The organism is Streptomyces sp. NBC_01476 (assembly GCF_036227265.1).
GTDB lineage: Bacteria > Actinomycetota > Actinomycetes > Streptomycetales > Streptomycetaceae > Actinacidiphila.
Map to the genome: position 1 here is coordinate 7494608 of NZ_CP109446.1, position 25194 is coordinate 7519801.

Annotated in this window: 22 protein-coding genes and 2 pseudogenes; 13 read left to right on the plus strand and 11 right to left on the minus strand. The window is 70.9% G+C overall.

Translation table 11 applies throughout. The features are described from left to right. Nucleotides 1-39 precede the first annotated feature (39 nt). Both OG552_RS32615 and OG552_RS32620 read right to left on the minus strand, forming a co-directional pair. Nucleotides 40-876: a lysophospholipid acyltransferase family protein gene (locus OG552_RS32615; protein WP_329139135.1), complete on the minus strand. Its 837-nt coding sequence runs from the start codon at nucleotides 874-876 to the stop codon at nucleotides 40-42. Then, on the minus strand, nucleotides 873-1598 hold the full coding sequence (locus OG552_RS32620) for a GNAT family N-acetyltransferase (protein WP_329139137.1): 726 nt from the start codon (nucleotides 1596-1598) through the stop codon (nucleotides 873-875). The genes OG552_RS32615 and OG552_RS32620 overlap by 4 nt, the downstream gene beginning before the upstream one ends. Nucleotides 1599-2402: 804 nt before the next feature. Here OG552_RS32620 and OG552_RS32625 point away from each other — a divergent pair. Then, a complete protein-coding gene (locus OG552_RS32625; protein ID WP_329139139.1) occupies nucleotides 2403-5855 on the plus strand; it encodes an AAWKG family protein in 3453 nt (1150 codons plus the stop codon). A gap of 192 nt (nucleotides 5856-6047) precedes the next feature. Here OG552_RS32625 and OG552_RS32630 read toward each other — a convergent pair whose 3' ends face one another. Next, nucleotides 6048-6401, minus strand: a complete 354-nt coding sequence (locus tag OG552_RS32630) for a hypothetical protein (protein WP_329139141.1) — start codon at nucleotides 6399-6401, stop codon at nucleotides 6048-6050. On the opposite strand from OG552_RS32630, the gene OG552_RS32635 reads away from it, so the two are divergent. Together OG552_RS32635 and OG552_RS32640 are read left to right on the plus strand one after the other, a co-directional pair. Beyond that, nucleotides 6382-7047, plus strand: coding sequence for an LPXTG cell wall anchor domain-containing protein (locus OG552_RS32635; RefSeq protein WP_329139143.1), 666 nt, complete (start codon nucleotides 6382-6384; stop codon nucleotides 7045-7047). The two genes, OG552_RS32630 and OG552_RS32635, sit on opposite strands and share 20 nt — an antisense overlap. Nucleotides 7048-7291: 244 nt before the next feature. After that, on the plus strand, nucleotides 7292-9184 hold the full coding sequence (locus OG552_RS32640) for an arabinofuranosidase catalytic domain-containing protein (protein ID WP_329139146.1): 1893 nt from the start codon (nucleotides 7292-7294) through the stop codon (nucleotides 9182-9184). Between the two features lie 76 nt (nucleotides 9185-9260). On the opposite strand, the pseudogene OG552_RS32645 reads toward OG552_RS32640, so the two are convergent. Further along, nucleotides 9261-9686 (minus strand): annotated as a pseudogene (locus OG552_RS32645) (cation:proton antiporter domain-containing protein); the annotation flags it as partial. Nucleotides 9687-9729: 43 nt separating this feature from the next. Here OG552_RS32645 and OG552_RS32650 point away from each other — a divergent pair. Beyond that, nucleotides 9730-10389, plus strand: a complete 660-nt coding sequence (locus OG552_RS32650; RefSeq protein WP_329139150.1) for a response regulator transcription factor — start codon at nucleotides 9730-9732, stop codon at nucleotides 10387-10389. Nucleotides 10390-10633: 244 nt separating this feature from the next. On the opposite strand, the gene hpnH is transcribed toward OG552_RS32650, so the two are convergent. Then, entirely contained in the window at nucleotides 10634-11638 is a 1005-nt protein-coding gene (gene hpnH, locus OG552_RS32655) for an adenosyl-hopene transferase HpnH (protein WP_329139152.1), read from the minus strand. A 158-nt stretch (nucleotides 11639-11796) separates the two neighbouring features. On the opposite strand from hpnH, the gene OG552_RS32660 reads away from it, so the two are divergent. Continuing rightward, nucleotides 11797-12432, plus strand: a complete 636-nt coding sequence (locus tag OG552_RS32660; RefSeq protein WP_329139155.1) for a TetR/AcrR family transcriptional regulator — start codon at nucleotides 11797-11799, stop codon at nucleotides 12430-12432. A gap of 73 nt (nucleotides 12433-12505) precedes the next feature. On the opposite strand, the gene OG552_RS32665 is transcribed toward OG552_RS32660, so the two are convergent. Beyond that, nucleotides 12506-13147: a TetR/AcrR family transcriptional regulator gene (locus tag OG552_RS32665; RefSeq protein ID WP_329139157.1), complete on the minus strand. Its 642-nt coding sequence runs from the start codon at nucleotides 13145-13147 to the stop codon at nucleotides 12506-12508. Between the two features lie 33 nt (nucleotides 13148-13180). Here OG552_RS32665 and OG552_RS32670 point away from each other — a divergent pair, with 33 nt between their 5' ends. From OG552_RS32670 to OG552_RS32690, 5 genes are all read left to right on the plus strand, one after another. Beyond that, complete coding sequence (locus OG552_RS32670; protein ID WP_329139159.1) at nucleotides 13181-14200, plus strand: oxidoreductase; 1020 nt, start codon at nucleotides 13181-13183, stop codon at nucleotides 14198-14200. 74 nt (nucleotides 14201-14274) lie between these two features. Further along, nucleotides 14275-15081 (plus strand): SDR family NAD(P)-dependent oxidoreductase, encoded by an 807-nt coding sequence (locus OG552_RS32675; protein ID WP_329139161.1) that lies wholly within the window; start codon nucleotides 14275-14277, stop codon nucleotides 15079-15081. A gap of 116 nt (nucleotides 15082-15197) precedes the next feature. Continuing rightward, complete coding sequence (locus OG552_RS32680) at nucleotides 15198-15584, plus strand: hypothetical protein (RefSeq protein ID WP_329139163.1); 387 nt, start codon at nucleotides 15198-15200, stop codon at nucleotides 15582-15584. Between the two features lie 304 nt (nucleotides 15585-15888). Beyond that, nucleotides 15889-16152 carry a hypothetical protein gene (locus OG552_RS32685; RefSeq protein ID WP_329139164.1) on the plus strand — a complete coding sequence of 88 codons (264 nt, stop codon included), beginning with the start codon at nucleotides 15889-15891 and terminating at the stop codon, nucleotides 16150-16152. Nucleotides 16153-16298: 146 nt separating this feature from the next. Beyond that, a complete protein-coding gene (locus OG552_RS32690) occupies nucleotides 16299-16766 on the plus strand; it encodes a lamin tail domain-containing protein (protein WP_329139166.1) in 468 nt (155 codons plus the stop codon). Nucleotides 16767-16971: 205 nt separating this feature from the next. Here OG552_RS32690 and OG552_RS32695 read toward each other — a convergent pair whose 3' ends face one another. Next, a complete protein-coding gene (locus tag OG552_RS32695; protein WP_329139168.1) occupies nucleotides 16972-18165 on the minus strand; it encodes a PP2C family protein-serine/threonine phosphatase in 1194 nt (397 codons plus the stop codon). Between the two features lie 178 nt (nucleotides 18166-18343). Further along, the gene (locus OG552_RS32700) at nucleotides 18344-19129 is read right to left on the minus strand and encodes an SDR family oxidoreductase (RefSeq protein ID WP_329139170.1); all 786 of its coding nucleotides are present in this window, start codon (nucleotides 19127-19129) and stop codon (nucleotides 18344-18346) included. A gap of 107 nt (nucleotides 19130-19236) precedes the next feature. Here OG552_RS32700 and OG552_RS32705 point away from each other — a divergent pair, with 107 nt between their 5' ends. Together OG552_RS32705 and OG552_RS32710 are read left to right on the plus strand one after the other, a co-directional pair. Further along, a complete protein-coding gene (locus OG552_RS32705) occupies nucleotides 19237-19746 on the plus strand; it encodes a winged helix-turn-helix transcriptional regulator (protein ID WP_329139171.1) in 510 nt (169 codons plus the stop codon). A 257-nt stretch (nucleotides 19747-20003) separates the two neighbouring features. Next, a pseudogene (locus OG552_RS32710) lies at nucleotides 20004-20534 on the plus strand (GTP-binding protein); the annotation flags it as partial. A gap of 111 nt (nucleotides 20535-20645) precedes the next feature. Here the strand turns inward: OG552_RS32710 and OG552_RS32715 are convergent. Both OG552_RS32715 and OG552_RS32720 read right to left on the minus strand, forming a co-directional pair. Continuing rightward, nucleotides 20646-21263 carry a superoxide dismutase gene (locus OG552_RS32715; RefSeq protein WP_329139173.1) on the minus strand — a complete coding sequence of 206 codons (618 nt, stop codon included), beginning with the start codon at nucleotides 21261-21263 and terminating at the stop codon, nucleotides 20646-20648. 344 nt (nucleotides 21264-21607) lie between these two features. Beyond that, nucleotides 21608-22183: a TetR/AcrR family transcriptional regulator gene (locus OG552_RS32720; RefSeq protein WP_329139175.1), complete on the minus strand. Its 576-nt coding sequence runs from the start codon at nucleotides 22181-22183 to the stop codon at nucleotides 21608-21610. 102 nt (nucleotides 22184-22285) lie between these two features. On the opposite strand from OG552_RS32720, the gene OG552_RS32725 reads away from it, so the two are divergent. Then, nucleotides 22286-23137 carry an SDR family oxidoreductase gene (locus OG552_RS32725; protein ID WP_329139177.1) on the plus strand — a complete coding sequence of 284 codons (852 nt, stop codon included), beginning with the start codon at nucleotides 22286-22288 and terminating at the stop codon, nucleotides 23135-23137. A 55-nt stretch (nucleotides 23138-23192) separates the two neighbouring features. On the opposite strand, the gene OG552_RS32730 is transcribed toward OG552_RS32725, so the two are convergent. Next, nucleotides 23193-25172, minus strand: a complete 1980-nt coding sequence (locus OG552_RS32730) for a phosphocholine-specific phospholipase C (protein WP_329139179.1) — start codon at nucleotides 25170-25172, stop codon at nucleotides 23193-23195. Between the last annotated feature and the right edge of the window lie 22 nt (nucleotides 25173-25194).

A 25194-nucleotide genomic window follows, 5' to 3' on the forward strand; every position in this document is an offset into this window, starting at 1 on the left:
GGTGCCCGGTCACCGGCACGGCCCGCCGGTGCCCTGTCCTCATCCGGTGCCGGCCGGGAGTGCCCCGTGGAGGCACCCGTGGAGGGCCCCGTCCCCCTGCTGACCCACCGCGGCCTGGGCCAGAGCCGCCAGCGAGCGGCGGTCGTGGCCCGCCGGACGCAAGGGGGCGTGCGCGGTGATCCGGACGGAGAGGCCACGGGTGCCGGCGACCCGGCGGAAGGAGGCCGCGAAGGTGCCTTCGCCGACGAACGCCGGGAGCGTGGTGGGCACTTCGTGCCGGAGGTAGGTGACCGTGACCGGCCGGACCGGGGCGTCCGCGTCGATGGCCGCCTGGAAGGTGGCCCGGCGGAACGGGCCTCCCGGCACCGAGCACCAGGTCGTGCCCTCGGGAAAGACGATCACCGACTCTCCCGAGCGCAGCAGCGCCCCCAGTTCCCGTACCGTCTCCGGCAGCCCCCGCAGGCCCTCGCGGTCGATGAACCGCGTGCCGGCGCGGCGTACGAGCGTGCCCACCACCGGCCACTGCCCCACCTCCCGCTTGGCGAGCAGCGTGGCGGGCTGCGTCGCCAGCAGGGCGAGTACGTCCAGCCATGAGATGTGGTTGGCCACGATGAGCGTGCCGGTCCTGGTGCCGGGCACCGCGAGCCCGTCCTCCGCGCCCGACAGGCCGACACCGAGGTCGGCCATCAGAGAACGGGCCCGCGCCTGCAGTTCCGCGCCCTCCCCGAGCCGTTTCCCGGCCGCCGCGGCCCCGGCGAGGGTCGCGGCGAAGGCCGCGTACCGCCGCAGCGTCAGCGCCCGTCCGGCCCCCGGCGGGCCTTCGGTGACGCAGGCCGGCGTACAGGGCGAGACCGCCGCCCAGGCGCTCGCGGTCACTGTTCCGCGCCGAGGAAGTACCGCCGGTACCGCTCGTTCATCCGCTCCAGGTCCAGCAGGACGAGGAAGTCCGCGTCCCCGAAGTCCCGGTCGTGCGCGGGCGCCCCGCATATCCAGGCGCCGACCCGCAGATAGCCGCGGAGCAGCGGCGGCAGCGAGGCGGCGTCCGGCCGGGGGGTGAGCTGCCGCGGCGGCGTCCAGGGGTCGAGCGGCCGGACACGCAGCTCGGGCGGGCAGGCGTACTTCGTGGTGCCCAGCAGCCAGGTGTCGGCCGCGCTCTGGCCGCCGTCGGCCAGCGGCACCGAGGCGCAGCCGGCGAGGTAACGGTGCCCGGAGAGCAGTACGTAGCGGGCCAGACCTGACCACATGAGGTTGATGACGGTCCCGTCCCGGTGGTCGGGGTGCACACAGGCCCGGCCGGTCTCGACCAGGGAGTCCCGCAGCCCGTGCAGCGCGCCGAGGTCGAACTCGCCGTCGGAGTAGAGGCGGGCGGAGCGGCCGGGCGGCAGCAGCCGGTAGGTGCCGACGACGTCCCCGGTGGTGCGCTCGGTGACGATCAGATGGTCGACCAGCTCGTCGAACGCGTCGATGTCGTGCCCGGGGAGCGGTGTGCGCAGCACGGCGCCTTTCTCCTCGGCGAAGATCTTGTAGCGCAGCCGCTGTGCCGCGCGGATCTCTTCCTGAGTGGCGGCGATGGAGGTGACGTAGGAGCGGGTCGGCACGGCGGAGGCTGTTCTGAGGGCAGAAATGACGGATTCCGATCATCGGAGCCGGCATTGCCGGCGCAATCGAGTGGGGACGCGCGCCTATTCATGCCCGGGTCCGGTGCCCGCCCGCTGTCCGTCCGATGAACGCAGAAAGGGCGTCGGCCGTCGAAACGCGCCCGCTCAGGTGCCCCCGACGCCGAGCAGCCGAAACCCGCGTGCCCCCCAGGCGATCACCGCCCCGTGCGCCGTCCCGCCGAAGGTACCCCGCGCCGGGTCAGGGCCGGCGCCGGCGGGTCCCCGTACCGCCTGGTCCTCCGCGACACGGCAGAGGCGGTGGCGGTGGCCGGGAATTCGTATACGACGCGACGCCCCGCTGCGGCGGCACCGAACACGCCCCGGCCCAGGCCCGGAAGGCGCCGGCCCCGGCATCCCGGCCGGTGAACGCGGTACGGATCCGGGCCGACGGTGCGGGAACGGCCGGGCGGGCGCCGCCCCGCCGGCCGCCCTCCCGAAAGGTCGAGTACGGGTGGTTCTCATGTCGTGGAAATGTCCTGGCGGTATTCCCGCTCCGGCCGGCGCATCCGTATTCACAAGATCCTGATACGCCGTCATATTTGTTTGCTTGCACACGCGTTGACAGCGGACTTACGCTGGCGCGCGATTGCACTACGACTGTCACCGACCCTCCACGGTCCGGCACTGGGAGCGCGCCCGCCCCAGCCGGACCGGCCGACTCTTCCGCCCCTCACCCCCCCCACTCGACCCGGTCCGATCCCCGCCTACTGCACTCCCTGAGCGCACCACCGGAGGGCGCCCGCCATGGCCGCAGACAACTGGGAACACATCATCAACCTGATGACCGGCTTCACGCTCACCGAGCGGTCGGCGATCGAGGGCAGCAAGGGCGCCGGCGGTATCCCGTGGATGGACGTCGAGATCAAGGAGCTCGACCTCAGCCTGCACGCGCAGAGCGCCGAGCACGGCGACGGCATGGGGTTCGACATCCAGTTCTTCTCGGGCCGGAACGACGACCTGCGGATGTACCAGGCGACCGTCACCTTCAAGGACCAGACCGACGGCAGGCAGTACTGGCAGCGCAGCGCCGCCGCGCTGGCCGATCTGGTCAACGAGCCCTTCCGCACGGCGAACGCGACCTCCGACTACGGTGGTGCGCCGAGTCCTGAGAACGGGGTGGACCTGCGGTCGTTCACCTTGCTGGCGAAGGCGTTCGACAACGCGGGGACGTTCTTCACCCATCACACGGAGACGCTCAAGCAGTGGGCTGAGAGTCTGGGTGACGAGAACGCGGCGTGGAGGGGCCAGGCGGCGGGCGTCTTCTGGCACTTGATCAACGACCTGCACGACAAGTACGACAACTACCGCTCCGAGCTGGTCCCGCCGGGGTTCGCCCCGGCCAACACCTCCGTGGAGCAGCCCGCTTACCAGTCGAGCACCAAACACGGCGACTCGGTCATGGGCGCCCAGGTCGACCTGCACAAGGCGCTGGTCGACCTGAACGACCACCTGACGAAGTTCCTCAACCAGACCGCCACGCCCATTCCGGTGACCCACCCGGACGGCAGCACCACCTCGGACGCCGTCAACGGTGACACCCGCGAGGTCCTGGCGCAGGTCATGCGGGAGATCACCAACTGGGTCGCCACGGTCAACGCACCGAACGTCCGGATGCAGTGGACCGGCAGCCGCATGCCGCAGAGCACGCACGGCGGCCACGCCAATCGCGCGGAGAAGTGGACCACGACGAGCGCCTACCAGGACGCGACCACCTGGGGCAATCTCCATGACACCAGTACGTGGTCGGCGGCTGCCAACGAGGCGGTGAAGCGGTGGCAGACCAACATCGAGACGAATCTCGACACGCCCGCCCGTACCACGGTGACCAACCTCCAGCAGTCGTGGAGCCGGGTGCTGGACCCCAACTGGGACACGACGTTCGCTTTCGAGGACTCCAGCACCACCTCGCTCTCCGAGGAACTCCAGGAGGAGAAGCAGGAGCTCGCGCAGGAGAAGGCCGACAAGGCCCAGGAGGACCTGAACAACAACCTCAACAACCTGGGCAACAACATCAACGGGCTCGGGGACAACCTCAATGGCCTGGGCGACAACCTGAACGGCCTGGGGGACAACCTCAACGGTCTCGGCGACAACATCAACAGCGGCCTGAACGGTTTCGGTGACAACTTCAAGGGCTTCGGCGACGACATCAACAGCGGCCTCAACGGGCTGGGCGACAACCTCAATGGCCTCGGCGACAACATCAACAGCGGCCTGAACGGCTTCGGCGACAACTTCAACAGCGGTCTCAACGGGCTCGGGGACAACCTCAACGGCCTGGGCGACAACATCAACAGCGGCCTCAACGGTTTCGGCAACAACCTGAACGGTTTGGGTGGTCCGTCGGGTGTGGATGGTGGGGGTCCGATCTCGACGCAGACGGGGGATGGGACGTGGTTGACGCCGAATGGTCTGGTGCCGGGTGGGTCGGCGCCGGTGTTCACGAGTTCGGGTCCGGGTCCGACGGGGGTGCGGAACGCGGACGGGAGTGTCACTACGCAGAACGGGGACGGGAGTGTCACGACGACGTTCCCGGACGGGAGTTCGACGACGGTGCATCCGGACGGGACGGTGGTGACCGAGCATGGTGACGGGACGTCGCTGACGAGTCAGCTGGGGACGGGTCAGTCGCTGACGAATCCGGACGGGTCGACGACGACGATCGGGCAGAACGGGGACATCTCGACGCGTTTCCCGGACGGCAGTACGGTCACGCAGCATGGTGACGGGAGTCTGACGACGACGGGCGCGGACGGGTCGAGCAGTACGCATTTCCCCAACGGGACGGTGGAGACGACCGGGGCGGACGGGTCGACGCAGGTGACCGCGCCGGATGGCAGCACGGTCACGCAGAACGGTGACGGGAGTGTCACCACGCATTTCCCGGACGGGAGTTCCACCACGGTGGATCCGGACGGGACGGTGGTGACCCAGCACGGTGACGGGACGTCGTTGACCAGTCATCTGGGGGACGGGCAGTCGCTGACGAACCCGGACGGGTCGACGACCACGATCGGTGACAACGGGGACATCGGGACGCATTTCCCGGATGGCAGTACGGTCACGCAGCACGGGGACGGGAGTCTGACGACGGACTTCCCGGACGGGTCGAGTACGACGCATTTCCCCAACGGGGTGGTGGAGAACACCGGGACGGACGGGATCACGCATCTGACGGCGCCGGACGGGACGACGATGACGCAGAACGCCGACGGGAGTCTGACGTCGGACTTCCCCGACGGGAGCAGTACGTCGCTGAGTCCGGACGGGACGGTGACGACGACGACGCCGGACGGGCACACGGTGACGACGCATCTGGGGGACGGGCAGTCGCTGGCCAACCCGGACGGGTCGACGACCACGATCGGGGACAACGGGGGGATCACGACGCATTATCCGGACGGGAGTTCGGTGACGGTCAACCCGGACGGGACGGTGACCGCCACCAATGCCACGGGGACGGGGACGGGTCTGGGCGGGCTGGGGGGTCTGGACGGTCTGGGCGGGGATCAGCCGCCGGTGACGGTCGGGGGCGGCAGTGGGCTGTCGGGGGTGCATGTCCCGGCGACCTCGTCGTCGTTCGGCGGGAGTTCGGGGGGTTTGGATCTGCACAACGGTGACGGGACGATGACGACGCATTTCCCGTCGGGTGCGTCGGCGACGACGGATGGGAACGGGTTCACCACGACGAGGTTCCCTGATGGGAGCAGCACGATTTCCGGGCCGGGGGGGCAGTTCCAGGCGGTGCCGAGTCCGGCGACGGCGGCTGCCGCGGGTCTGGGCGGGGAGTTGCAGGGTCTGGGCGGGGTCGCTGCGGTGCCGTCGGCGGCGGGTGACGCGGGGCTGAGCGCGATGATGTCGCCGATGATGATGATGATGGGAATGTCCCGGATGGGGCAGCAGGGGGGTCAGCAGGGCGGGGAGCGGGTCCGGGAGACATATCAGGAGAACGACTCCGACGGGGCGTTCATCCATGGTGGCGGGTATCAGCAGCAGCCCCCGCCGGAGGATGTGTTCGAGGACTTCGAGGAAGAGGAAGAAGACCCTCAGGAACTGCCCAGCCGGACCCCGACCACCGGCCAGGGCCGCCGCACCGGCCCCCACCGCCCCACCACCCAGAGCACCGACTGGTCCGACAGTCACGAAGACGTCTGGGGCACCGGCGAAGAAGGACTCCCCTCCTCCATCGGCCGCTGAACCCGAGCGGGCCGCTCCCCCCGGAAGGGAGAGCGGCCGACGGCCGCTCGATGCCGCCGGGTCGGCCGGGTTCCGGTCCCGGCCGGTACCGGCGCCGCGGGTGAGGGCGTCGTCCGGACTGCCCGGCCGGGCACGTCCTCGATGGAAGCAGAAATCTCCGGACCGCCTACAACGCTGCCCTCGTCACAGGTGTCACACACATGTGTCCCTACGCACTACTGACGCCTTCTCACACCCACGAGGAACCTCGCCCATGAAGCTTCGCCGCACCATGTCGGCAGCCGCCGCGACCGCCGCGCTCGTCCCGGCAGCGTTACTGACCGCGACCGCCGCCCACGCGGACGGCGGGTCGTCGACGTCTCCCGCCGCGTCGGTTTCTCCTTCTGCCACCACCACGAGTGCGGCCCCTTCGGGCTCCGCGTCGCCGTCGTCCTCCGCCTCGTCCTCCGCCTCGGCGTCCGCCTCCGGTTCGCCGAGCGCGTCGGCCGGCGCGTCGCCGACCCCCTGCCGCAACGGGCCCTTCTCGATGATCCGCTTCAGCTTCAAGGGGCTGCCCGCCAAGGTCGAGGCGGGCGGCGGCTGGTACCCCTTCACGCTGAACGTGACCGACACCACGAGTACGGCGGTGGGTGCGGTCGAGGCGACGGTCACCGTCAGCAACGGCGAAGCCAGTGAGAACGGGGACCTGTTCGAGCACGCCTATCTGGAGTTCTGGGACGCGGGCCGCGGCACATGGCTCTCCCTGAAGGACGAGGGGAAGGACGAGTACCGGGAAACCGGCATCATCTACGGCTACACCGATCTGCAGGCCCATGAGTCCGCCGGCCTGAGGTTCCGTCTGCGGGTCGACGCCAAGGCCACACCCGGCAACAGCTACGCGGTCGGCGGCGGCACGTATGTGGACCCGGAGAAGCACTGCACCGACGGCACCACCACCGATGCCTCGTTCGAGGTGCTCGCACCCGGTGAGAGCGGCGGCGGCTCCGGCCCGGGCGGCACGCCCGCTCCGTCCGCCACCGCCGGCGGTTCGCCGGGCGGCACGCCGGCCGCTCCGGCCACCGGAACGCTCGCCGAGACGGGTTCGTCGGGCGCGGTGCCGGTGCTCGCCGCCGCCGGTGGCGCGGCCGTCCTGGGAGGGGCGGGCGCGATGGTCCTGGTGCGGCGCCGCAGGAGCGGTACCGGAGCTGCCTGAGCCGGACGCGGACCGGGGCCCGACCGCCCCGGTCCGCGTCCGCGGGGGCGGCACCCAGGTGCCCACGCTCCGCCGGAACCACACAGATTCGGACAGTCCGGCGGTGTGGGAGAGAAATCAAAGCAACAAATATTGACCCAATCAATCAGTGCGCGTACTTTCCCAGCGAGCCGTCGAGACGGCGTGAACTCGGCCGCCGGCAAAGACGAGTGAGAGCTCCATTCCCCCCACCCAGGAGCACACCATGCGCGAAAAGAGTCCAGCCGCCACAAGATCCGTGCCGGGCGGCCCGGTGCGACCGGTCCTCCGGCTCCGGAAAGCCCTGCTGGGAGCCGTGGCGGCCCTCGCGGTCGTCCTCAGCGCCCTGATCGCTCTTCCCGGTGTCTCGCAAGCCGCCGGTTCGCTGCCCTGCGACATCTACGGCGCCGCCGGCACCCCCTGCGTCGCCGCGCACAGCACTACCCGCGCCCTCTTCTCCGCCTACGACGGCCCCCTCTACCAGGTCACCCGGGCATCGGACGGCGCCAGCACCAACATCGGGGTGCTGACCGCGGGCGGCTATGCCAACGCCGCCCAGCAGGACGCGTTCTGTGCGACCACCACCTGCCGTATCAACAAAGTCTACGACCAGACCTCGCGGCACAACGACCTCAACCCCGGCCCGGCGGGCACCGCCGGCATGGGCGCCGACCGCGGTGCGGACGCCAGTGAGATCTCGGTGACGGCCGGCGGCCACAAGGTGTACGGCATCTGGATCTCGCCGGGTGTCGGCTACCGGTCCAACGGCGCGGCGTCCGGCGTCGCGGTCAACGGGGCGCCCGAGGGCGCCTACATGGTGGCCAGCGGCACCCATGTCGGCTCCGCCTGCTGCTTCGACTACGGCAACGCCGAGAGCACCCCCGCCGACACCGGCAACGGCCACATGGACGCCGTCAGCATCGCCACCACGTGCTACTTCGCACCGTGCACCGGGTCGGGCCCCTGGATCGAGGCCGACCTGGAGAACGGCATGTTCCAGGGCGACAACGGCTCCAACACCGCGAACACCGGCAACAACAGCCCGTTCGTCACCGCCGTGCTGAAGAACAACGGGCAGACGACGTACGCCTTGAAGGGCGGCAACTCCCAATCCGGCGGGCTGACGACCTGGTGGAACGGCTCCCTGCCGACACGCGGCGGCTACAAGCCGATGCATCAGGAAGGCGGCATCATCCTGGGCACCGGCGGCGACAACAGCAACTGGAACATGGGCACCTTCTTCGAGGGCGTGATGGTCGCCGGCTATCCGACCGACGCCGCCGAGAACGCGGTCCAGGCGAACGTCGTCTCGGTCGGCTACTCCGGCCAGACGAACGTCCCCAACGGCCCGCAGGGGACGATCACCGGCCCGGGCGGCCAATGTGTCGACGTCGCCGCCGACGACACCGGAGTCAACGGCGCCGGCGTGCAGTTGTGGAACTGCCAGTCCTACGCCGAGGACCAGCACTGGACGCACAACGCCAACGGCTCGCTGAGCACGATCGGGCGGTGCCTGGACATCAACGGCAACGGTACGGCGAACGGTACGCAGGTCGAGTTGTGGGACTGCAACGGTGTCGGTGGGCAGGTCTGGATCCAGCAGGCGGACGGTTCGCTGCGTAATCCGCAGTCGGGCCGCTGCCTGGACTCACCGAGCGGCGCGACCGGCAACGGGACCCGCCTGCAGATCTACGACTGCAACGGCTCCGCGGCCCAGAAGTTCTCGGTGAACGCCGGCGGCCCGGTCGCCGCCCCCGGCGGCAAGTGCGTCGACGTCGCCGCCGACGACACCGGAGTCAACGGCACGGCCGTGCAGGTGTGGGACTGTCAGAACTACGCGCTCGACCAGCACTGGTACCACCAGACCGACGGGTCGCTGAAGACGCTCGGCCGCTGCCTGGACATCAACGGCAACGGTACGGCGAACGGTACGCAGGTCGAGTTGTGGGACTGCAACGGTGTCGGTGGCCAGGTGTGGACCCAGCAGGCGGACGGTTCGCTGCGTAATCCGCAGTCGGGCCGGTGCCTGGACGCGCCGAACGGTGCGACGGCCAACGGGACCCGCCTGCAGATCTACGACTGCAACGGCTCCGCGGCCCAGAAGTTCACCCTCAACTGACCCACCCGGCCGCACCGCAAGGGGGCGCGGGGATCCCTCCCCGCGCCCCCTCGTCGCGCCCGGCCGGCGGAGACGGTCAGCGCGGACTGCGTGACGACCCGGAAACCGTGGCCCGGTCGCGCCGCCCCGGCTGGTCCGCTTGGTCCGCCTGTGCCGGCTGGTCCGCCCGGTCATCGCGGCCCCGGTCGCCGGGTGCGGTGCCGGCCGGCGCGCGGGCGCTGGGCAGCCACGCCCCCACGGCCCGCAGCGCGCGGGCCGGCAGGTCCGCACGCCCGGCGGCCACGGGGCCGAGGACGGCGAGCACGAGGACGTAGCCGGCGATGAACGGCGCGAGACGGTCGTCGAGCCCGGCGCCGGTGGCCATGGCCGCCAGGATCAGCGCGAACTCGCCCCGGGCGAGCAGCGTGGTGGCCATCTCCGCGGCGAAACGCGGTCCGTACCCGTACAGGCGCGCGACGAGCAGCCCCGCGGCCACGTTCATGACGACGGTCAGCGCGGCGGCGAAGTGCGGCTGACCGTGCCCACCCACCCACGGAGTCACTGACATGACCGAGGCGGCACCGACCCGCATCCTGCTCGCCGACGACCACCAGCTGGTCCGCCGCGGGGTGCGCCTCATCCTCGACAGCGAACCGGACCTCACCGTCGTCGCCGAAGCGGGCGACGGCGCCGAAGCCGTCGAAGCGGCCCGCGAGCACCATCCGGACCTCGCCGTCCTCGACATCGCCATGCCCCGCCTGACCGGGCTGCAGGCCGCCCGTGAGCTGGCCCGTGTCCAGCCCGGAGTGCGGATCCTCATGCTCACCATGTACGACAACGAGCAGTACTTCTTCGAGGCCCTTGCCGCCGGCGCCTCCGGCTATGTCCTGAAGTCCGTCGCCGACCGTGACCTCGTCGAGGCCTGCCGTGCCACGGTGCGCGGCGAACCCTTCCTCTACCCCGGCGCTGTCAACGCGCTCATCCGTCATGACCTGGACCGGGCCCGCGAGGGCGACGCGCCCCCCGCCAAGGCCATCACCGACCGTGAGGAGGAGATCCTCAAGCTGGTGGCCGAGGGACACACCTCGCAGGAGATCGCCGGCCTGCTGGTCATCAGCGTCAAGACGGTGGAGCGGCACCGGGCCAACCTGCTGGAGAAGCTGGGGATGAAGGACCGGCTGGAGCTGACCCGTTACGCGATCCGCGTCGGGCTGATCGAACCGTAGGGCGGGACGCCGGCTCCGGGTGGGCGTCGGCGGACGCGGGGGCCGGTCGCCGTCTCGTCGTGCTCCCGGGTGTCAGGCCGAGAGGAACGGGCCCAGGAGGCCGAGCAGCACATGGCCGAGATCGACCGTGCCAACGAGCGGGCGGCCGGGACGCCCTGACGGGCTGTGCTCCGCGGCCGCCTCGCGGCGCCTTGCGGGCCAGCCACCTGGTCCGGGCGTCCGGCCCCTCGCGGCGCCTTGCGGGTCAGCGGCTCGCGACCGCCCGCAGGGACTGCTTGAGCGAGCCGATGGTGGCGAGGACGGCGGTCGGCTCGTAACCGCAGTGTGCCATGCAGTTGTCGCACCGGGGGTCCTTGCCGCGGCCGTACTTGTCCCAGTCCGTGGTGTCGAGGAGTTCCTGGTACGTGCCGGCGTAACCGTCGGCCATCAGGTAGCAGGGGCGCTGCCAGCCGGAGAGCGAGTACGACGGGATGCCCCAGGGGGTGCACTCGAAGTCGGCGCGGCCCTCAAGGAAGTCCAGGTAGAGCTCGGAGTGGTTGAAGCGCCACTTCTTGCGGCGGCCCTCGGAGAACGCCTTGCGGAACAGCTGCCGGGTCTGCTCGACGCCGAGGAAGCGCTCCTGGTCGGGCGCTTTCTCGTAGGCGTAACCGGGGGAGATCTGCAGCATGTCGACCTTGAGGTCGTCGTTGAGGTAGTCCAGCACGTCGATGACGTCCTGCGGGCTGTCGTTGTTGAAGAACGTGGAGTTGGTGTAGACGGTGAAACCGGCCGCCTTGGCCTGCCGGATCGCCTCCACTGCCTGGTCAAAGACGCCTTCCTTGCTCACCGACTCGTCGTGCCGCTCCCGCAGGCCGTCGATGTGCACCATCCAGGCGAAGTTGCGGTGCGGGGTGAACTTGTGGAGGTGCTTGGGGAGCAGCACCGCGTTGGTGCACAGCACGACGAACTTGCCCCGCTTGAGCAGCTGTTCGGTCATCACGTGGATCTGCGGGTGCATCAGCGGCTCGCCGCCGGCCAGCGAGACCATCGGGGCGCCGCACTCCTCCACCGCGCCGATCACCTGGTCGACCGGCATGCGCTGCTTGAGGACGCTGGCCGGGTGCTGGATCTTGCCGCAGCCGTTGCACGCCAGATTGCAGGCGAACAGCGGTTCGATCTCCACGATGAGGGGGAACTTCTTGCGTCCGCGCAGCTTCTGCTTCAGGAGATAGCTGCCGATCTTGACGGTCAGGTTGAGCGGAAGTGCCATGGTCGACTGCTCCGTCTTTCGGCGCAGGGGTCCGGCCCCTGCGTGTCCGGCTGCCGCTCGCGGGCGTCCGGCGGCGCGGAGGTCCGCATCCCGGGCGTCGTACTCATCGGCATACACGCTGCATCCAACATACAGGCTGTATGCGGGATGATGCAGGTATGGAGCGAGTCGAGCCCACCCGGGGGCGCAGAAAAGCGGACCACATGGCCGATACGCGCGAGGCGCTCGTCGAGGCAGGGCGCGAGCTTTTCGCCGCGCGGGGCTACGCGGCCACCGGCACCGAGGACATCGTGGCCGCCGCCCGGGTGACCCGTGGCGCGCTCTACCACCACTTCAGCGACAAGGCCGATCTCTTCCGGGCGGTGATGGAGCGTTCCGCCCGGGACATGGCCCAGCGCCTCATCGAGCAGGAGACCGCCCGCGCCGGGGCGCACCCCGAGTACGACGCGTGGACCACGCTCCGGCTGGGCTTCCAGTCCTTCCTGGACGCCTGCGCGGACCCCTCCTTCCAGCGGATCGTGCTGATCGAGGGCCCCGCGGTGCTCGGCCACAGTGTGTGGGACTCGCTCGTCGACCAGCACGGCTATGTCCTGCTGGCCGACGTGCTCACCGAGGCGATGCGCCAGGGAAGCATCGACGAACTCGCGGTCCAGCCGCTCACCCGCATGCTGGCCGCGCTCATCTCCGAGGCGAGTCTCTACATCGCGCGCGCCGAGGACCAGACCCGCGCCCGCGAGGACACCGGCCGCGCCCTGGACCGCATCCTGGCCGGCCTCGAACGACCCTCCCGCTGACCCGCCCGGGCCGTTCCCGCCGAAGACGGCCGCACCGGCGTGTCCGCCCTCGCCGGCAGGGGAGGCGCCCCGTTCACCGCTGCCGTCCCGGGCCGGCGCGGCGGCGCCCTGAGGTCTGTGTCTGCTGGTCGATGAGGGCGTACGCGGTACGGGCGGCCTGGTCCTCGACAGCCGCCAGGGTGTCCCGGCCGCGAGGCAGCATGTTCTGCTGCAGGAACAGGGACAGCCCGTGCGCGGCGGCGGAGATCCGGATCAGCAGGTCGAGGGCTGCCTCCCGGTCGGGGACGACGGCGCGGGCCACCGGCAGCAACTGGTCGTGCAGGGCGGCGCCCGCCCGGGCCAGTTCCTCATGGCGGCCCTTGTCGAGGCCGGCCAGGAAGGTGATGTCGAACAGCGCGCGCTCCTGCGCGGCGAAGCGCACATAGGCCGCCGCGTACGCGGCCAACTGCTCGGCGGGGTCGGTGCTGGTGGCCGTCGCGGCCCGGTAGCGCCGCTGCTGCTCCTCGTACCCCTTCAGCGCCAGCGAGGCCAACAGGGCATCGCGGTCGGCGAAGTGCTTGTAGGGCGCGGACACGCTCACCCCCGCCCTGCGGCATGCCTCGGCCAGGGTGAAGCCGTGCGGGCCCCGCTCCGCCACCAGGGCGAGAGCGGCCTGCTCCAGCGCGTTGCGCAGGTCGCCGTGGTGCTTGCCGGTGGGGCGTCGGTTGACTGTCACGCCGCTGAGGTTAACACTATTCACCTCAGGTGAATGGCATTCACCATGGCCTTCACCATGCTCGGCGGCCGTCAGACCGCCGAGGTCGCCGACCTTGAGGGAGATCCCGTGCCCCGACCCGATCCGACGCGGTGGACCGCCCGCGACGTACCCGACCAGCGCGGCCGTACCGCCGTGATCACCGGAGCCAATACCGGGATCGGCTTCGAGACCGCCAAGGCGCTCGCCCTGCACGGCGCGTCCGTCGTCCTCGCGGTGCGCGACCCGGACAAGGGCGAGCGGGCCGCGGCCGGGATCGCCGCCGCCACGCCGGACGCCGCGGTGCGCGTCCAGCGCCTCGACCTGAGCTCGCTTGACTCGGTACGGACCGCCGCCGGCGAACTGCGCGGGAGCTGCCCCAGGATCGATCTGCTGATCAACAACGCCGGCGTGATGCAGGCCCCGCGGCGGACGACCCAGGACGGCTTCGAACTCCACTTCGGCACCAACCACCTGGGGCACTTCGCCCTCACCGGCCTGCTGCTCGACCGGATGCTCGATGTGCCCGGCTCCCGTGTCGTCACGGTCAGCAGCGCCGGGCACCGCCAAGGTGGCCCCATGGATCTGGACGACGTCGACTGGACCGCTCGCCCGTACGACTCCACCGCCGCCTACGCGCACTCCAAGCGGGCCAATCTGATGTTCACCTATGAACTCCAGCGCAGGCTCGCCGGCCGGGCGGAGACCATCGCGGTCGCCGCCCACCCCGGCGGGGCGGACACCGGGGGCTCGCGCGCCGCGACGGCGTCCCGAGGCCCGGTGGGGCGCGCCGTGTTCGCCCTCGCGGTCCGCCCGTTGCTGATGCAGAGTCCTGAGCAGGGCGCGTGGCCGCTGCTGCGTGCGGCGACGGACCCGGCGGTGGCGGGGGGCCAGTACTACGGGCCCGGCGGATTCCTGGAGAGCAAGGGCCACCCCAAGGCCGTCCGCTCGAACGACGAGTCCCACGACACCGGTGCCCAGCAGCGCTTGTGGGCTCTGTCCGAAGAGCTGACCGGCGTCCGCTTCCCCCGGTAGCCCGCCGCGGCGACCGGAGTCCTGGTTTGACCAAATGCGAGTGGCTTCTTACATTAAAGTAAGTGCACCGGTACATGAGCTTCGGTGCGTACCAGGAGAAGGGCCATCCGATGGCGGCATCACAGGGACGACTGCACGGAACGACCGCCGTGGTCACGGGCGCCAGCAGCGGCATCGGCCGCGCCACCGCGCTGCGGCTGGCGGAGGAGGGTGCCGCCGTGGTGCTCGTGGCCCGGCGCGAGGACAAGATCGGCGAGGTCGCCGACGCGATCTCCGCCCAGGGCGGCCGGGCCGTCACCGCGGCGCTGGACATCGCCGACGCCGACGCGGCGGCGCGCGCGGTCGAGACGGCCGTCAGCGAGTTCGGACGTCTCGACATCCTCGTGAACGCCGCCGGTGTGATGCTCAACGGCGACACACTCCAGGCCGAGCTGCGCGAGTGGGACGCGATGGTGGACGTCAATCTGAAGGGCCTGATGTACATGACCAAGGCGGCCCTTCCGCACCTTCTCGACGCCGCCAAGACCAGCGACCGGCAGGTCAGCGACGTGGTCAACATCAGCTCGGTGGCCGGGCGGGCGGCGGCGCCGACCGTGGCGATCTACAACGCCACCAAGTTCGGTGTGACGGCCGCGACCGAGTCGTGGCGGCAGGAGTACACCCGCAGCAATGTGCGCTTCTCGGTCGTGGAGCCCGGCGCCGTCGACACCGGGCTCTTCGGCCATCAGCAGCAGCACGCCCAGGAGCAGTCCGCCACCATGTTCGCCGGCGTGGAGAAGCTGCACCCCGAGGACATCGCCGACGCGGTCGCGTACATCGCCACCAGCCCGCGCCGCCGCGCCGTCAACGAAATGGTCGTCCGCCCGACCGACCAGGCATGACGGCCGGCGCGCATGTCCCGCCCGCCGCCGGGGGGCCGCAGTAGCCTGGAAACCAGGACGCGCGGGCCGCGGGACGTGCCCCGCGCGTGAGGACCCGCTGGTGAAAGGGGCTCCAGGTGGACGCGGATCGAGCCGGCCGTCTGGTCTCGCAGCTACAGGCTCGCGACGTCATGGCGCATCTGGACCGGACAGGCGTGTACGAATGCGGGATCCGCGTGGTCCTCGACAGCAAGCTCGAAGCCCGCTGGGACCTGGCCGGGACCGCGGGCCTTGAGGCGGAGATCGTCAGCGACGGGGTCCTCGTCGGTTTCGTGCCGCACGTCGAGGGGTCGGAGGACTTCACCGACGAGCAGATCGTGGAGCAGATCGCCACGACCCGCTACACCGTGGAGGGCCTGCACCCGCCCACCGACGGCGCGGGCACCCAGGAGCGTCCGCCGTCCCCGCCGCGGGAGGACGAACGCCCCCGATGGACGGACCGCCTCAGGCGCGGCCGGCAGTGACGGAGCCGTACGCGACCTGAGGCGGTCCCCTCCCCGCGGCTGCGGGCGGCGCGCCGCTACCCGATGGTCGCCGGGATCGGCATGTCGCTGGGCACCGCGACACTGCTGCACGCCGCCGTACTGGCTCCCGACCGCTTCGAGCGGCTCGTGCTGACCGCCCCGGGCACGGCCTGGGAGACCAGGGCGCCCCAGGGCACGCTCTACGCGTCGATGGCCGACCTGGTCGAGGAGCGCGGTGCGGCGGCGCTGGAGGCGCTGCTGCGTGCGGCGCCCGTCCCGCCCCGCACACCAGGATGCGGCCGGCATGCCGCTGCCGGTCGACGTGGACGAAGCACTGGTGCCGGCGGTGCTGCGCGGGGCGGGCTCCTCGGACATGCCGGCCCGCCAACTCATCGCCCGGCTGCGCCTGCCGGTGCTGATCCTGCCCTGGGCCGACGACCCGGCACACCCCCTGTCAACGGCGGCCGAACTGGTCTCCCTCATCCCCGACTCGGTCGCCGAGACCGCCAGGACCACTGATGACCTGCGTCGTTGGGGCCGGCGCGCAGCGGATTTCCTGGCGGCCTGACATCCGCGGAACACCAACCGACATCAAGGAGTATGTCCTGATTTCGTAACGTAGGTCGGGTCGGTCCCGCTATGTGCGCGCGGGTCGGAGAGAGTTGCGTCCTCGGCACTTCGCCGGGAACCGCCTCTAGATGATGGGGGAACCTCGTGTCCCGTATTGCCGCCCGTCTGACCGCCGGAGTCCTGGTCTCCGGTGCCCTGGTCGCCGCCGCAGCCATGCCGGCATCCGCCGCCGACCACCGCCGTCACCTGCCCCGCCCGAGCGTGGTGCTGGGCAAGGTCCAGTACGACAGTCCCGGTGCCGACAACCGCACGAACCGTTCGCTGAACGGGGAGTGGGTCACCGTCACCAACACCAGCCGCAGCGCGGTCAATCTGCGCGGCTGGACGCTGAGGGACGCCGACGGCGCCAGGTACACCTTCGAACTGCGCCTGGGCGGGCGCCAGTCGGTACGCGTCCACACCGGGGCCGGCCGCGACACCGCCCATGACGTGTACCAGAACCGGCGCGTCCACGTCTGGGACAACACGGACACCGCGACCCTGCGCGACCAGCGGGGCCGCGTCGTCGACAGTGAGTCCTGGGGGCGCCGCCACGGCGGCGGACGCCGCTGACACCACGCGGTGACACCTCCGCGGCGAGCAGTCGCCGCGGGCGCCCGGCCGGGGACTCCCGGCCGGGCGTTTTCCGTCGGTCGACGTCGGTCGACGTTCGGTTCCCGCCGGTCGCGGTCGGTCGCCGCCGGTCGCCGTGGGCCGCCCGGATCCTCGCGGCGCCGCAGCTCCCCGTGGGCCGGCCGAACCCGTCGGTGTGCGGGGGTCAGCTGACGCGCTGGACGGCGACCATGGCCACGTCGTCGGCCAGGCGGGTGTCGACGAAGCTGAACAGGTCGGTCTTGATGGTTTCGAGGAGCGACTGGGGGCCGTCCGGCGCCCAGCGGGCCAGCCGCTCGGTGAGCGGGTAGAAGGTGCCCCTGGCGTCGCGGGCCTCGATCACGCCGTCGGTGTAGAGCAGGATGATGTCGCCGATGTCGAGACCGTAGGTGTCGACGTGCTGCGTCTGCCCGGTGAGGTCGCCCAGGCCCAGCGGCAGCTCGGGCCGGTCGGGCAGGAGCGCTCGCACGGCCCTGCCGTGGATGAGCAGCGGCGGTGGGTGGCCGGAGTTGACGACCTCCACGGTGCTGCCGTCCGAGGCGATGTCGATCACCACGGCGGTCACGAACCGCTCCAGGAAGTGGGCTTCGAGCGGTGGCGGCCCGTCGTCGCCGGCCGGCCGCGGACCGGGCTCCGCGTTCTTGTCCCAGGCGCAGTCCGGATCGCCGTCCTCCGCGATGTCCACCAGATCCTGGCGCAGGTTCGTGTCGAGGAAGCCGGGCAGGGCGGCCAGCGGGATACGGGCGCGTACCGCGCGGCGGAAGGCGCTGAGCATCAGCCCGGTGACTTCGACCGCGGCCAGACCCTTGCCCTGGACGTCGCCGACGAGCACCCGGGTGGCGTCCCGGTCGGTGACCGCCGCCGCGTACAGGTCACCCCCGATCGCCGCCTCCTCGTCGGCCGCGAGGTACATGGAGGAGATGGTGACCCGCCCGAGCCGCTGCGGCAGCGGCCGCAGCAGGGCGCGCTGGGTGACGGCGGCGACCTTGCGGACCTGCGCGAGCTGGTGTTCGCGCCGCCGGCGCAGGACCGCGGCGGTGACCGACGCGACGCCGACCAGGACGCCGGTGACCAGGATGACGGGGAAGTTCGCGGTGTCGAGGGTGCGGTTCTCCGCCGAGGTCAGCACGATGCCGCCGATGGAGACGAGGGAGACCACGAGGACACCGGTGGGCCACAGGAAAACCGCCGACAGCGCGGGCACCGCGACCATCAGCCCGCCGATCCGGATGTCGGAACCGCCTGCCAGGTCAACGGCCAGCAGAGTGGCAATCCCCAGCAACGCCGCCACGAGCAGGCATGCCCGGGACCTGAGCAGCCGCTGGCTGGGCGGCGGCCCCTCGGCGCCGCTCGATTCCATACGAACAACCTACCGCCCTCCGGCCTGCACTTCTCGTCGGAATGGCCGATATGTCCGCAGCGTCGGTCCGTGTGCCGGTCCGAGGGGTCCGGGGGGTCCGAGGGGTGGGCCGGGCGGCCCGAGGGGTGGTCGGTCCCCACGGGCCGCCCGGCCCGGGTGGTCGTCGCGGTGCGGGGATTCAGACGGTGGGGGTGGTGCCGCCGTCGATGACATGCTCGGCGCCGACGATGGACGAAGCGCGGTCGGAGACGAGGAAGGCGACCAGTTCCCCGACTTCCTCGGGCCGGTTGGGGCGGCCCAGCGGGATGCCGCCGAGGGAGGCCATGAGTTTGTCCAGCGCCGCTTCCTCGGTGATGCCGGCCTCCTCGGCGATCCGCGCGACGAGGGCGTCGGCGGAGGTGGTCTGCACGAAGCCGGGCGAGACGGTGTTGACCCGCACCCCGTGCGGCGCGACCTCGTTGGCCAGTCCCTTGCTGTACGTGGTCAGCGCGGCCTTGGCGGCGGCGTACGCGAGCGTCCCGTTCCACAGGGGCATGCGGCGCTGGATCGAGGAGACGTGCACGATGGCCCCCTTGCCCGCCTTGATCATGCCGGGCAGCAGGCCGCGGTCCAGCCGGACGGCGGCCAGCAGGTTCGTGCTCAGTTCCCGGCTCCAGTCGTCCTCGTCCAGCGCGGCGAAACCGCCCGAGGGTGCTTCGGAGCCGCCGAGGTTGTTGACCAGGATGTCCACCCCGCCGAGGCGGCTGTGTGCTTCGGCGACCACGGTGGCCGCCCCGTCGGGGGTGGCGAGATCGGCGGCGATGAAGCCTTCGGGGGCCACGTCGTCCGGTTGCTTGCGGGCCGTCACCAGCACGGTGGCCCCGGCCGCGGCCAGCCGGCGGGCGATGGCCGCGCCCGCGCCCTTGGAACCGCCGGTGACCAGGGCGCGCCGGCCGTCGAGGGAGTCGCTGGGGAAGGTGCTCATGATGGTTCCGTTCCGGGATGCGGGCACGCCGGACGCCGCCCCCATAGTCAGTGCTAAAATAGGAGTAAGTAACTTTCACTTTAGCAGTAACCAGGGGGAGTGCCACCGTGGCGAGCCGGATCAGACTGGAGGACCGGGAGTGCCCGCTGTCCACGACCGTGCAGCACGTCGGCGAGTGGTGGACGCTGCTCCTGCTCCATGACGCCTTCGACGGCTATACGCGCTTCGACCAGTTCCAGCAGAGCCTCGGCATCTCCTCCAGCATGCTGACCACACGTCTGAAGACGCTGGTCGAGGACGGGCTCCTGGAGCGCCGCCCGTACCGAACCAACCCGGTCCGCCACGAGTACGTCCTCACCGAGCTGGGCCGTTCCCTGCGTCCGGTGATCGTCGCCCTGGCCGCCTGGGGCAACTCCCGTCTCACGCCCGAGCAGCGCAGCATGATCCTCGTCGACGCCGGCAGCGGGGAAGAGGTCGAACCCGTGGTGGTCGACGCGAAGACCGGCCGCCGACTCGACGACAGCGACGCCTATGTGTTCACCGCGGGACCGGCGGCGAGCCCGGCGATGCGCGAGCGCTACCGCCCGGCTGCCGAAGGGGACGGCCCGCAGCGGTAGGCGCCGCCGAGCCGCCACCGGGTGTGCGGGCGGAGGGTGCGTGGGCCAGGGGTGTGCGGGCAAAGAACGCGATATCCGCGGTGCCCGCGGTGCCGGGTTACTCGGCGGAGTGGCGGATGGCGTCCAGGACGATGTGCGCCACGTGTTCGTCGACCAGTGAGTACTCGACCTCGCGGGCATCCCGGTGCGTGGACACGATGTGCGACGTGCGCAGCACCCGCCACCGTCAGGTGGTGGCCGGCACGCCCGCGCTCGTGACGGAGGCGTTCGCCGGTTTCGATGTCGCCGCTGCCGCCGCGGCTCAGCACCCCGCCTCGGCGCGCCTGCCGCACGACGCGGACGGAGCGGGGGTGTCGACCCTCGTCTGGCGGCGCCGGCGCCCGTTCCACCCGGAGCGGCTCTTCGACGCGCTGGAGGACGTGGTGTGTGCGGCGGCGCGGAGCCGCGGTCGTTTCTGGCTCGCCGACCGCCCCGATGTGCTGCTGTCCTGGGAGGCCGCGGGCGGCGCCTTGTGCGTCGAGGCCGCCGGACGCTGGCTGGCCTCGCTTCCCGACGCGGCATGGGACCGGGAAAGCGGCACCCGCAGGGCCGCGGCGGCGCTGGACCGGGACCCCGAACGCGGCGACCGCCGCCAGCACTTGGTCTTCACCCCACCCGGCCTCGACCGGGACGGGCTCACCGAACTCCTGGACTCGTGCCTGCTCACCGATGCCGAACACGCCGGCGGGCCCCGTGCCTGGCGGCAGCTTCCGGCGGCCTTCGACGAACTGCTCGACCAGGTTTCCTGATCCGGCCGGCCGGCAGGCCCGCCGGTGCGCCGGTCGGCTCCGTGGCGGAGCGAACGGGCCGGAAGCCGTTCTCCGGCCTCCGGCCCGGCCCGCCGCCGTGACGCCGCTCGCTCACCCGGCCACGGCGGCGGTCGCGGCGGTGTAACGGGCCTGGACGTCCGCCCAGTTGACGAGGTCCCAGAGTTTGGTGACGTAGTCGGGGCGGACGTTCTTGTACTGCAGGTAGTACGCGTGCTCCCAGGCGTCGAAGACCAGCAGCGGGGTGGTGCCCTGGCCGACGTTGCCGTGGTGGTCGTAGACCTGCTCGACGATCAGCCGCCTGCCCAGCGGCTCCCAGGCCAGCACACCCCAGCCGGAGCCCTGGACGCTGGATGTGGCCACGGTGAGCTGCTTCTTGAACGCCTCGAAGCCGCCGAGGTGCTCCTCGATCGCGGTGGCCAGCGTGCCGTCGGGGCGGTCACCGCCGTCGGGGGAGAGGTTCTGCCAGAAGATCGAGTGCAGTACGTGGCCCGACAGGTTGAACGCGAAGGTCTTCTCCAGACCGACCAGGCCGGTCGGGGTGATCGCGTCCTTGTCGCGGACCTCCGCGATCTGCTCCAGCGAGTCGTTGGCGCCCTTCACGTACGCGGCGTGGTGCTTGGCGTGGTGCAGTTCCAGGATCTCGCCGGTGATCGCCGGTGCGAGGGCGGAGTAGTCGTACGGCAGGTCCGGCAGAGCGTAGGTACCCATCGGGCACGGCCCCTTTCCCCAGTGGTCGTCAACGTGCCGCCGCCCACCTTAGGCCACTATTGCGAATAACTTGCAACAGCATGATGGATGCAGCAGCATGGTGTCGACGGAGTCGGCCCGACAGCTTCGGAAGGTCCTTCCTCGCTGATCGTCTTTCACCCGGCAACCGGCCGGCCGGTCGGCTCCGTCACCCGCCGGCGGTTCCAGGGTGGCCCGCGGCCCGCTGTCACACGCGTCGCCGGGCCGCGGGGTGCGGCCGTGGGGGTGACGGCGGTGCGATGGCCGGGTCTGCCGTGCGCGGCGGGTCGTTCGCCGGGGAATCCGCGTGACGGTGTGGGGGTCGCTCAGTTCGCGGTTTGGTCCTTGGTCAGGGCGTCCATGAGGAGGTCGACGAGCCGGCCGGCCTGCTCCTTGGTGCCGTGGCGTACGGAGTAGGCGATGCCGCCCATCAGGAGGAGGACGTCGTCGGAGGTGACGTCGGTGCGCAGGGTGCCGTCCTGGGCACCGGCCCGGAGCAGGGTGCCGACGGCGCCGGTGAGAAGTGCGTGGCTGTCGGCGTAGGGGTCGACTCCGGAGGCGATGACCGCGTTGAGCGCCTCGGACATCCCGCTCTTGGCCGTGGCGTAGTGGAGGAAGTCCGTCATCCACGCCCGGGTGGCCTCGGCGGCCGAGCGTCCCGGGAGGAGGTCGGTCGCCTTCTCGCAGACGAGGGTGAGCCGCCGCTGGTAGGCGGCGTCGATGAGGGCCTCCCGGGTGGGGAAGTGCCGGTAGAGCGTGCCGACCCCGACGCCCGCCTGCTTGGCGATGGCGGCCGGCGCGGTGTCCAGCCCCTGCTCGGCGAAGACCTGTGCGGCGACCTCCAGCAGCCGTTCCCGGTTCTGCCGCGCGTCGCTCCTGGTCCGGCGGGGGGTGGTGGGCATGCGGGTTCCTCCGGGGCCGGTCTCCGATTGCATTCCGGAATGCGTTCCGCTTAACTGGTAAGCGGAACGCATTCCGTTAATACTCTACGCCAGGAGCTTCCCATGCCCACTCCCGCCGACAAGGCCGTACGCCACTGGTTCGTCACCGGCGCCTCCGGCGGCCTGGGCCGCCACATCACCGGGCACGCCCTCCGGCAGGGCGACCGCGTCACCGCCACGGTCCGCCGGCCCGCGGCACTGGACGACCTCCGCGAGAGGTACGGCGAACGGCTGGCCGTCGAGACCCTCGACGTGACCCGGCCGGGCGACATCGACCGGGTGGTCGGCAGGACGCTGCGCTCAGGTCCGGTGGACATCGTGGTCAACAACGCCGGGTACGCGGTCGTGGGCGCCGCCGAGGAGATGACGGTCGAGCAGATCCGCGACCAGATCGAGGTCCTTCTGCTCGCTCCGATGCTGATCACCCGCGCCTTCCTGAAACCGATGCGGGAGCAGGGCGGCGGCCGGATCATCCAGATCTCCAGCATGGGCGGCCAGGTCGGCATCCCCACCCACAGCGCCTATCACGCGGGCAAGTGGGGGCTGGAAGGCTTCACCGAGAGCGTCAGCCGCGAAGTCGCCGACTTCAACGTCCACCTGACGCTGGTGGAACCGGGCGGCACTCGCACCGGCTTCCTCTCCGCCCTGCGCTACACCACAGAAACGGCCCCCTACCGCGACAACGCCGTCGGACAGACGCGGCGCTCGCTGGAGGCCACGGACGACAGTTCCCTCACCGGCGACCCGGCCCGGCTCGCCGCCGCCATCTACGACACCACCCGCGTTCCGGTCCCGCCCCTGCGGCTCACTCTCGGCTCCGACACCTACGGGGCCGTCCACACCGCACTCACCGAACGTCTCACCGCACTCGAATCCCAGCGGGACCTCGCGGCATCCGTCGCCTTCGCCGACTGACCCCGGTCCCCTCAGCCGGGGCGAGCCCTTGGTCGGGGCCCGCCCCTGAGGCGGGTCAGGAGGGGTGGACGGTGCCGGCATAGCGCTGGGCGAAGCGGGTGCCGGTGGCCGCGGTGACGGTGAAGTCGTACCGGCCGCGGTCGGTGTGCCAGGTGGCCGTGGTGCGGGAGCGGGGCTTGACGCGAATCGTGCGGGTGTCGGTACCGAAGTCGTTGGCGGAGAGGGTGAAGGCGACCTCGGTGTCACCGTCGTTGGCGAGTCTGAGGTCGATCGATGCGTCCTGCGGGTGCCTGGCGTCGAGTCTGGCGGTGACCGAGGGGAGCGCCACATCGGTCTGGCCGTCGGGCACCACCGTGCCGGCGCAACGCGTCACGAAGCCGTCGGCGCCGTACACCGAGAAGTCGTAACGGCCGTCGGTCGTGGTGGTGTCCCACACATACGTGCGCGAGGCACCCGGCGTGACCAGGAACGGCGTTCCGCTGAAGGGGCGCAGGATGTTGGGCAGCACGGTGAAGACGTAGCCCACGGAACCCTCGTTGGCCAGGGTGCAGGTCACCTTGCCGGTGCGCCGGTCCACCGAGACGTCCGCCCACGGGCGGTAGGGCAGGTCGCGGTGCGGCCGGTCCCCGGGCTCCTGGACGGGCATCACCTGCCGGCCGTCGGCGGGCGCCTGCACCGCGGGCAGCGAGTGCTGCGCGGTCGCCCTCGCCTTGAGCTCGTCGGTGTCCGGTAGCCTGGGGATGCTGTAGTCGGGGCGGGTGAAGTCGAAGCAGGTGGTGAGGTCACCGCAGACCGTACGGCGCCACTGCGAGATGTTGGGCTCGTGGACGCCGGTGACGACCTCCAGGAAGCGCAGCACCGAGGTGTGGTCGAACACCTGGGAGTTGACCCAGCCGCCGCGCGACCACGGCGAGCAGACCCACATGGGCACCCGGCTGCCCAGCCCGATCGGCTTGCCGTCCACGAACTCGTCCTTGGTGCCGGCCTCCGCGTACGGCGGGACGACATGGTCGAAGAAGCCGTCGTTCTCGTCGTACATCACGAGGAAGACGGTGCTCTTCCAGACCTCGGGACGGGACATCAGCGAGCGCAGTGCCCGGTTGACCCACCAGGCACCCCAGTCGGGCCCGGCACTCGGGTGCTCGCAGTAGTTGAAGGGAGCCACCAGCCAGGAGACCGTCGGCAGCGTGTTGTTCCTGCAGTCCGCGTCGAAGGCCGTCAGGTCGTACTTGGTCATCGCGTTGACGAACAGCGGCGAGTCCTTCGGCGCGTTGGCGAACTGCTCGAAGTACGACAGCGCGTTGTCGTCGTAGTCGCCGTTCTCATCGTCCGAGCCGTTCGGGTTGTGGTAGACGCGCCAGCTCACGCCCGCCTTCTGGAGCCGTTCGGCATAGGTCGTCCAGTCGCCCACCGGGTTCTCGGTGACGATCGAGTTGTCGGTGAAGGGACCGGTGGTGCCGTCGACGCCGGGACCCGGGGTGCCGGTCCACAGATAGAGGCGGTTGGGATCGGTGGGGCCGTTGAGCGAGGTGCAGTAGTGGTCGCAGACGGTGAAGGCATCGGCCATGGCGTACTGGAAGGGGATGTCCTCTCGGGTGAAGTACCCCATGGTGTAACGGCCCTTGGCGGCGACCCACTGGTTCTGGGCGCCGTTGTTGACCGCCTGGTGGCCCGAGTCCCAGCCGTGGTCGAGGCCGCCGAAGTCCTGCGCCTTGAACGTGGCGGTGTCGAACCTGAACGGAAGGGAGTAGCCCTCGGCGCGCCCGGCGTCGGGCTGCCGGAAGACCGGGTTGCCGTTGGGGAAGACCACGCCCTGCTTGTCGCCGAAGCCGCGGACGCCGTTCAGGGTGCCCAGGTAGTGGTCGAAGCTCCGGTTCTCCTGCATCAGGACGACGACGTGCTGCACGTCGTCGACGCTGCCGTGGTGGCGGGTCGCGGCCTCGGCGGTGCCGGTCGTGCCGGGCAGTCCGATGGCGGCGGTCGCTCCGGCCGCCGCTGCGGTGCCGACGAAGGTACGGCGGCTGATCGGGGTCATGGGATGCGAGTCCTTTGCGGTC

Bases quoted from the DNA above. Each gene is read 5' to 3' on its own strand.
- OG552_RS32625 (WP_329139139.1), top strand. From the start codon at position 2,403: ATGGCCGCAGACAACTGGGAACACATCATCAACCTGATGACCGGCTTC.
- OG552_RS32635 (WP_329139143.1), top strand. From the start codon at position 6,382: ATGATCCGCTTCAGCTTCAAGGGGCTGCCCGCCAAGGTCGAGGCGGGC.
- OG552_RS32640 (WP_329139146.1), top strand. From the start codon at position 7,292: ATGCGCGAAAAGAGTCCAGCCGCCACAAGATCCGTGCCGGGCGGCCCG.
- OG552_RS32650 (WP_329139150.1), top strand. From the start codon at position 9,730: ATGACCGAGGCGGCACCGACCCGCATCCTGCTCGCCGACGACCACCAG.
- hpnH (WP_329139152.1), bottom strand. From the start codon at position 11,638: ATGGCACTTCCGCTCAACCTGACCGTCAAGATCGGCAGCTATCTCCTG.
- OG552_RS32660 (WP_329139155.1), top strand. From the start codon at position 11,797: ATGGAGCGAGTCGAGCCCACCCGGGGGCGCAGAAAAGCGGACCACATG.
- OG552_RS32670 (WP_329139159.1), top strand. From the start codon at position 13,181: ATGGCATTCACCATGGCCTTCACCATGCTCGGCGGCCGTCAGACCGCC.
- OG552_RS32675 (WP_329139161.1), top strand. From the start codon at position 14,275: ATGAGCTTCGGTGCGTACCAGGAGAAGGGCCATCCGATGGCGGCATCA.
- OG552_RS32685 (WP_329139164.1), top strand. From the start codon at position 15,889: ATGCCGCTGCCGGTCGACGTGGACGAAGCACTGGTGCCGGCGGTGCTG.
- OG552_RS32695 (WP_329139168.1), bottom strand. From the start codon at position 18,165: ATGGAATCGAGCGGCGCCGAGGGGCCGCCGCCCAGCCAGCGGCTGCTC.
- OG552_RS32700 (WP_329139170.1), bottom strand. From the start codon at position 19,129: ATGAGCACCTTCCCCAGCGACTCCCTCGACGGCCGGCGCGCCCTGGTC.
- OG552_RS32715 (WP_329139173.1), bottom strand. From the start codon at position 21,263: ATGGGTACCTACGCTCTGCCGGACCTGCCGTACGACTACTCCGCCCTC.
- OG552_RS32720 (WP_329139175.1), bottom strand. From the start codon at position 22,183: ATGCCCACCACCCCCCGCCGGACCAGGAGCGACGCGCGGCAGAACCGG.
- OG552_RS32725 (WP_329139177.1), top strand. From the start codon at position 22,286: ATGCCCACTCCCGCCGACAAGGCCGTACGCCACTGGTTCGTCACCGGC.
- OG552_RS32730 (WP_329139179.1), bottom strand. From the start codon at position 25,172: ATGACCCCGATCAGCCGCCGTACCTTCGTCGGCACCGCAGCGGCGGCC.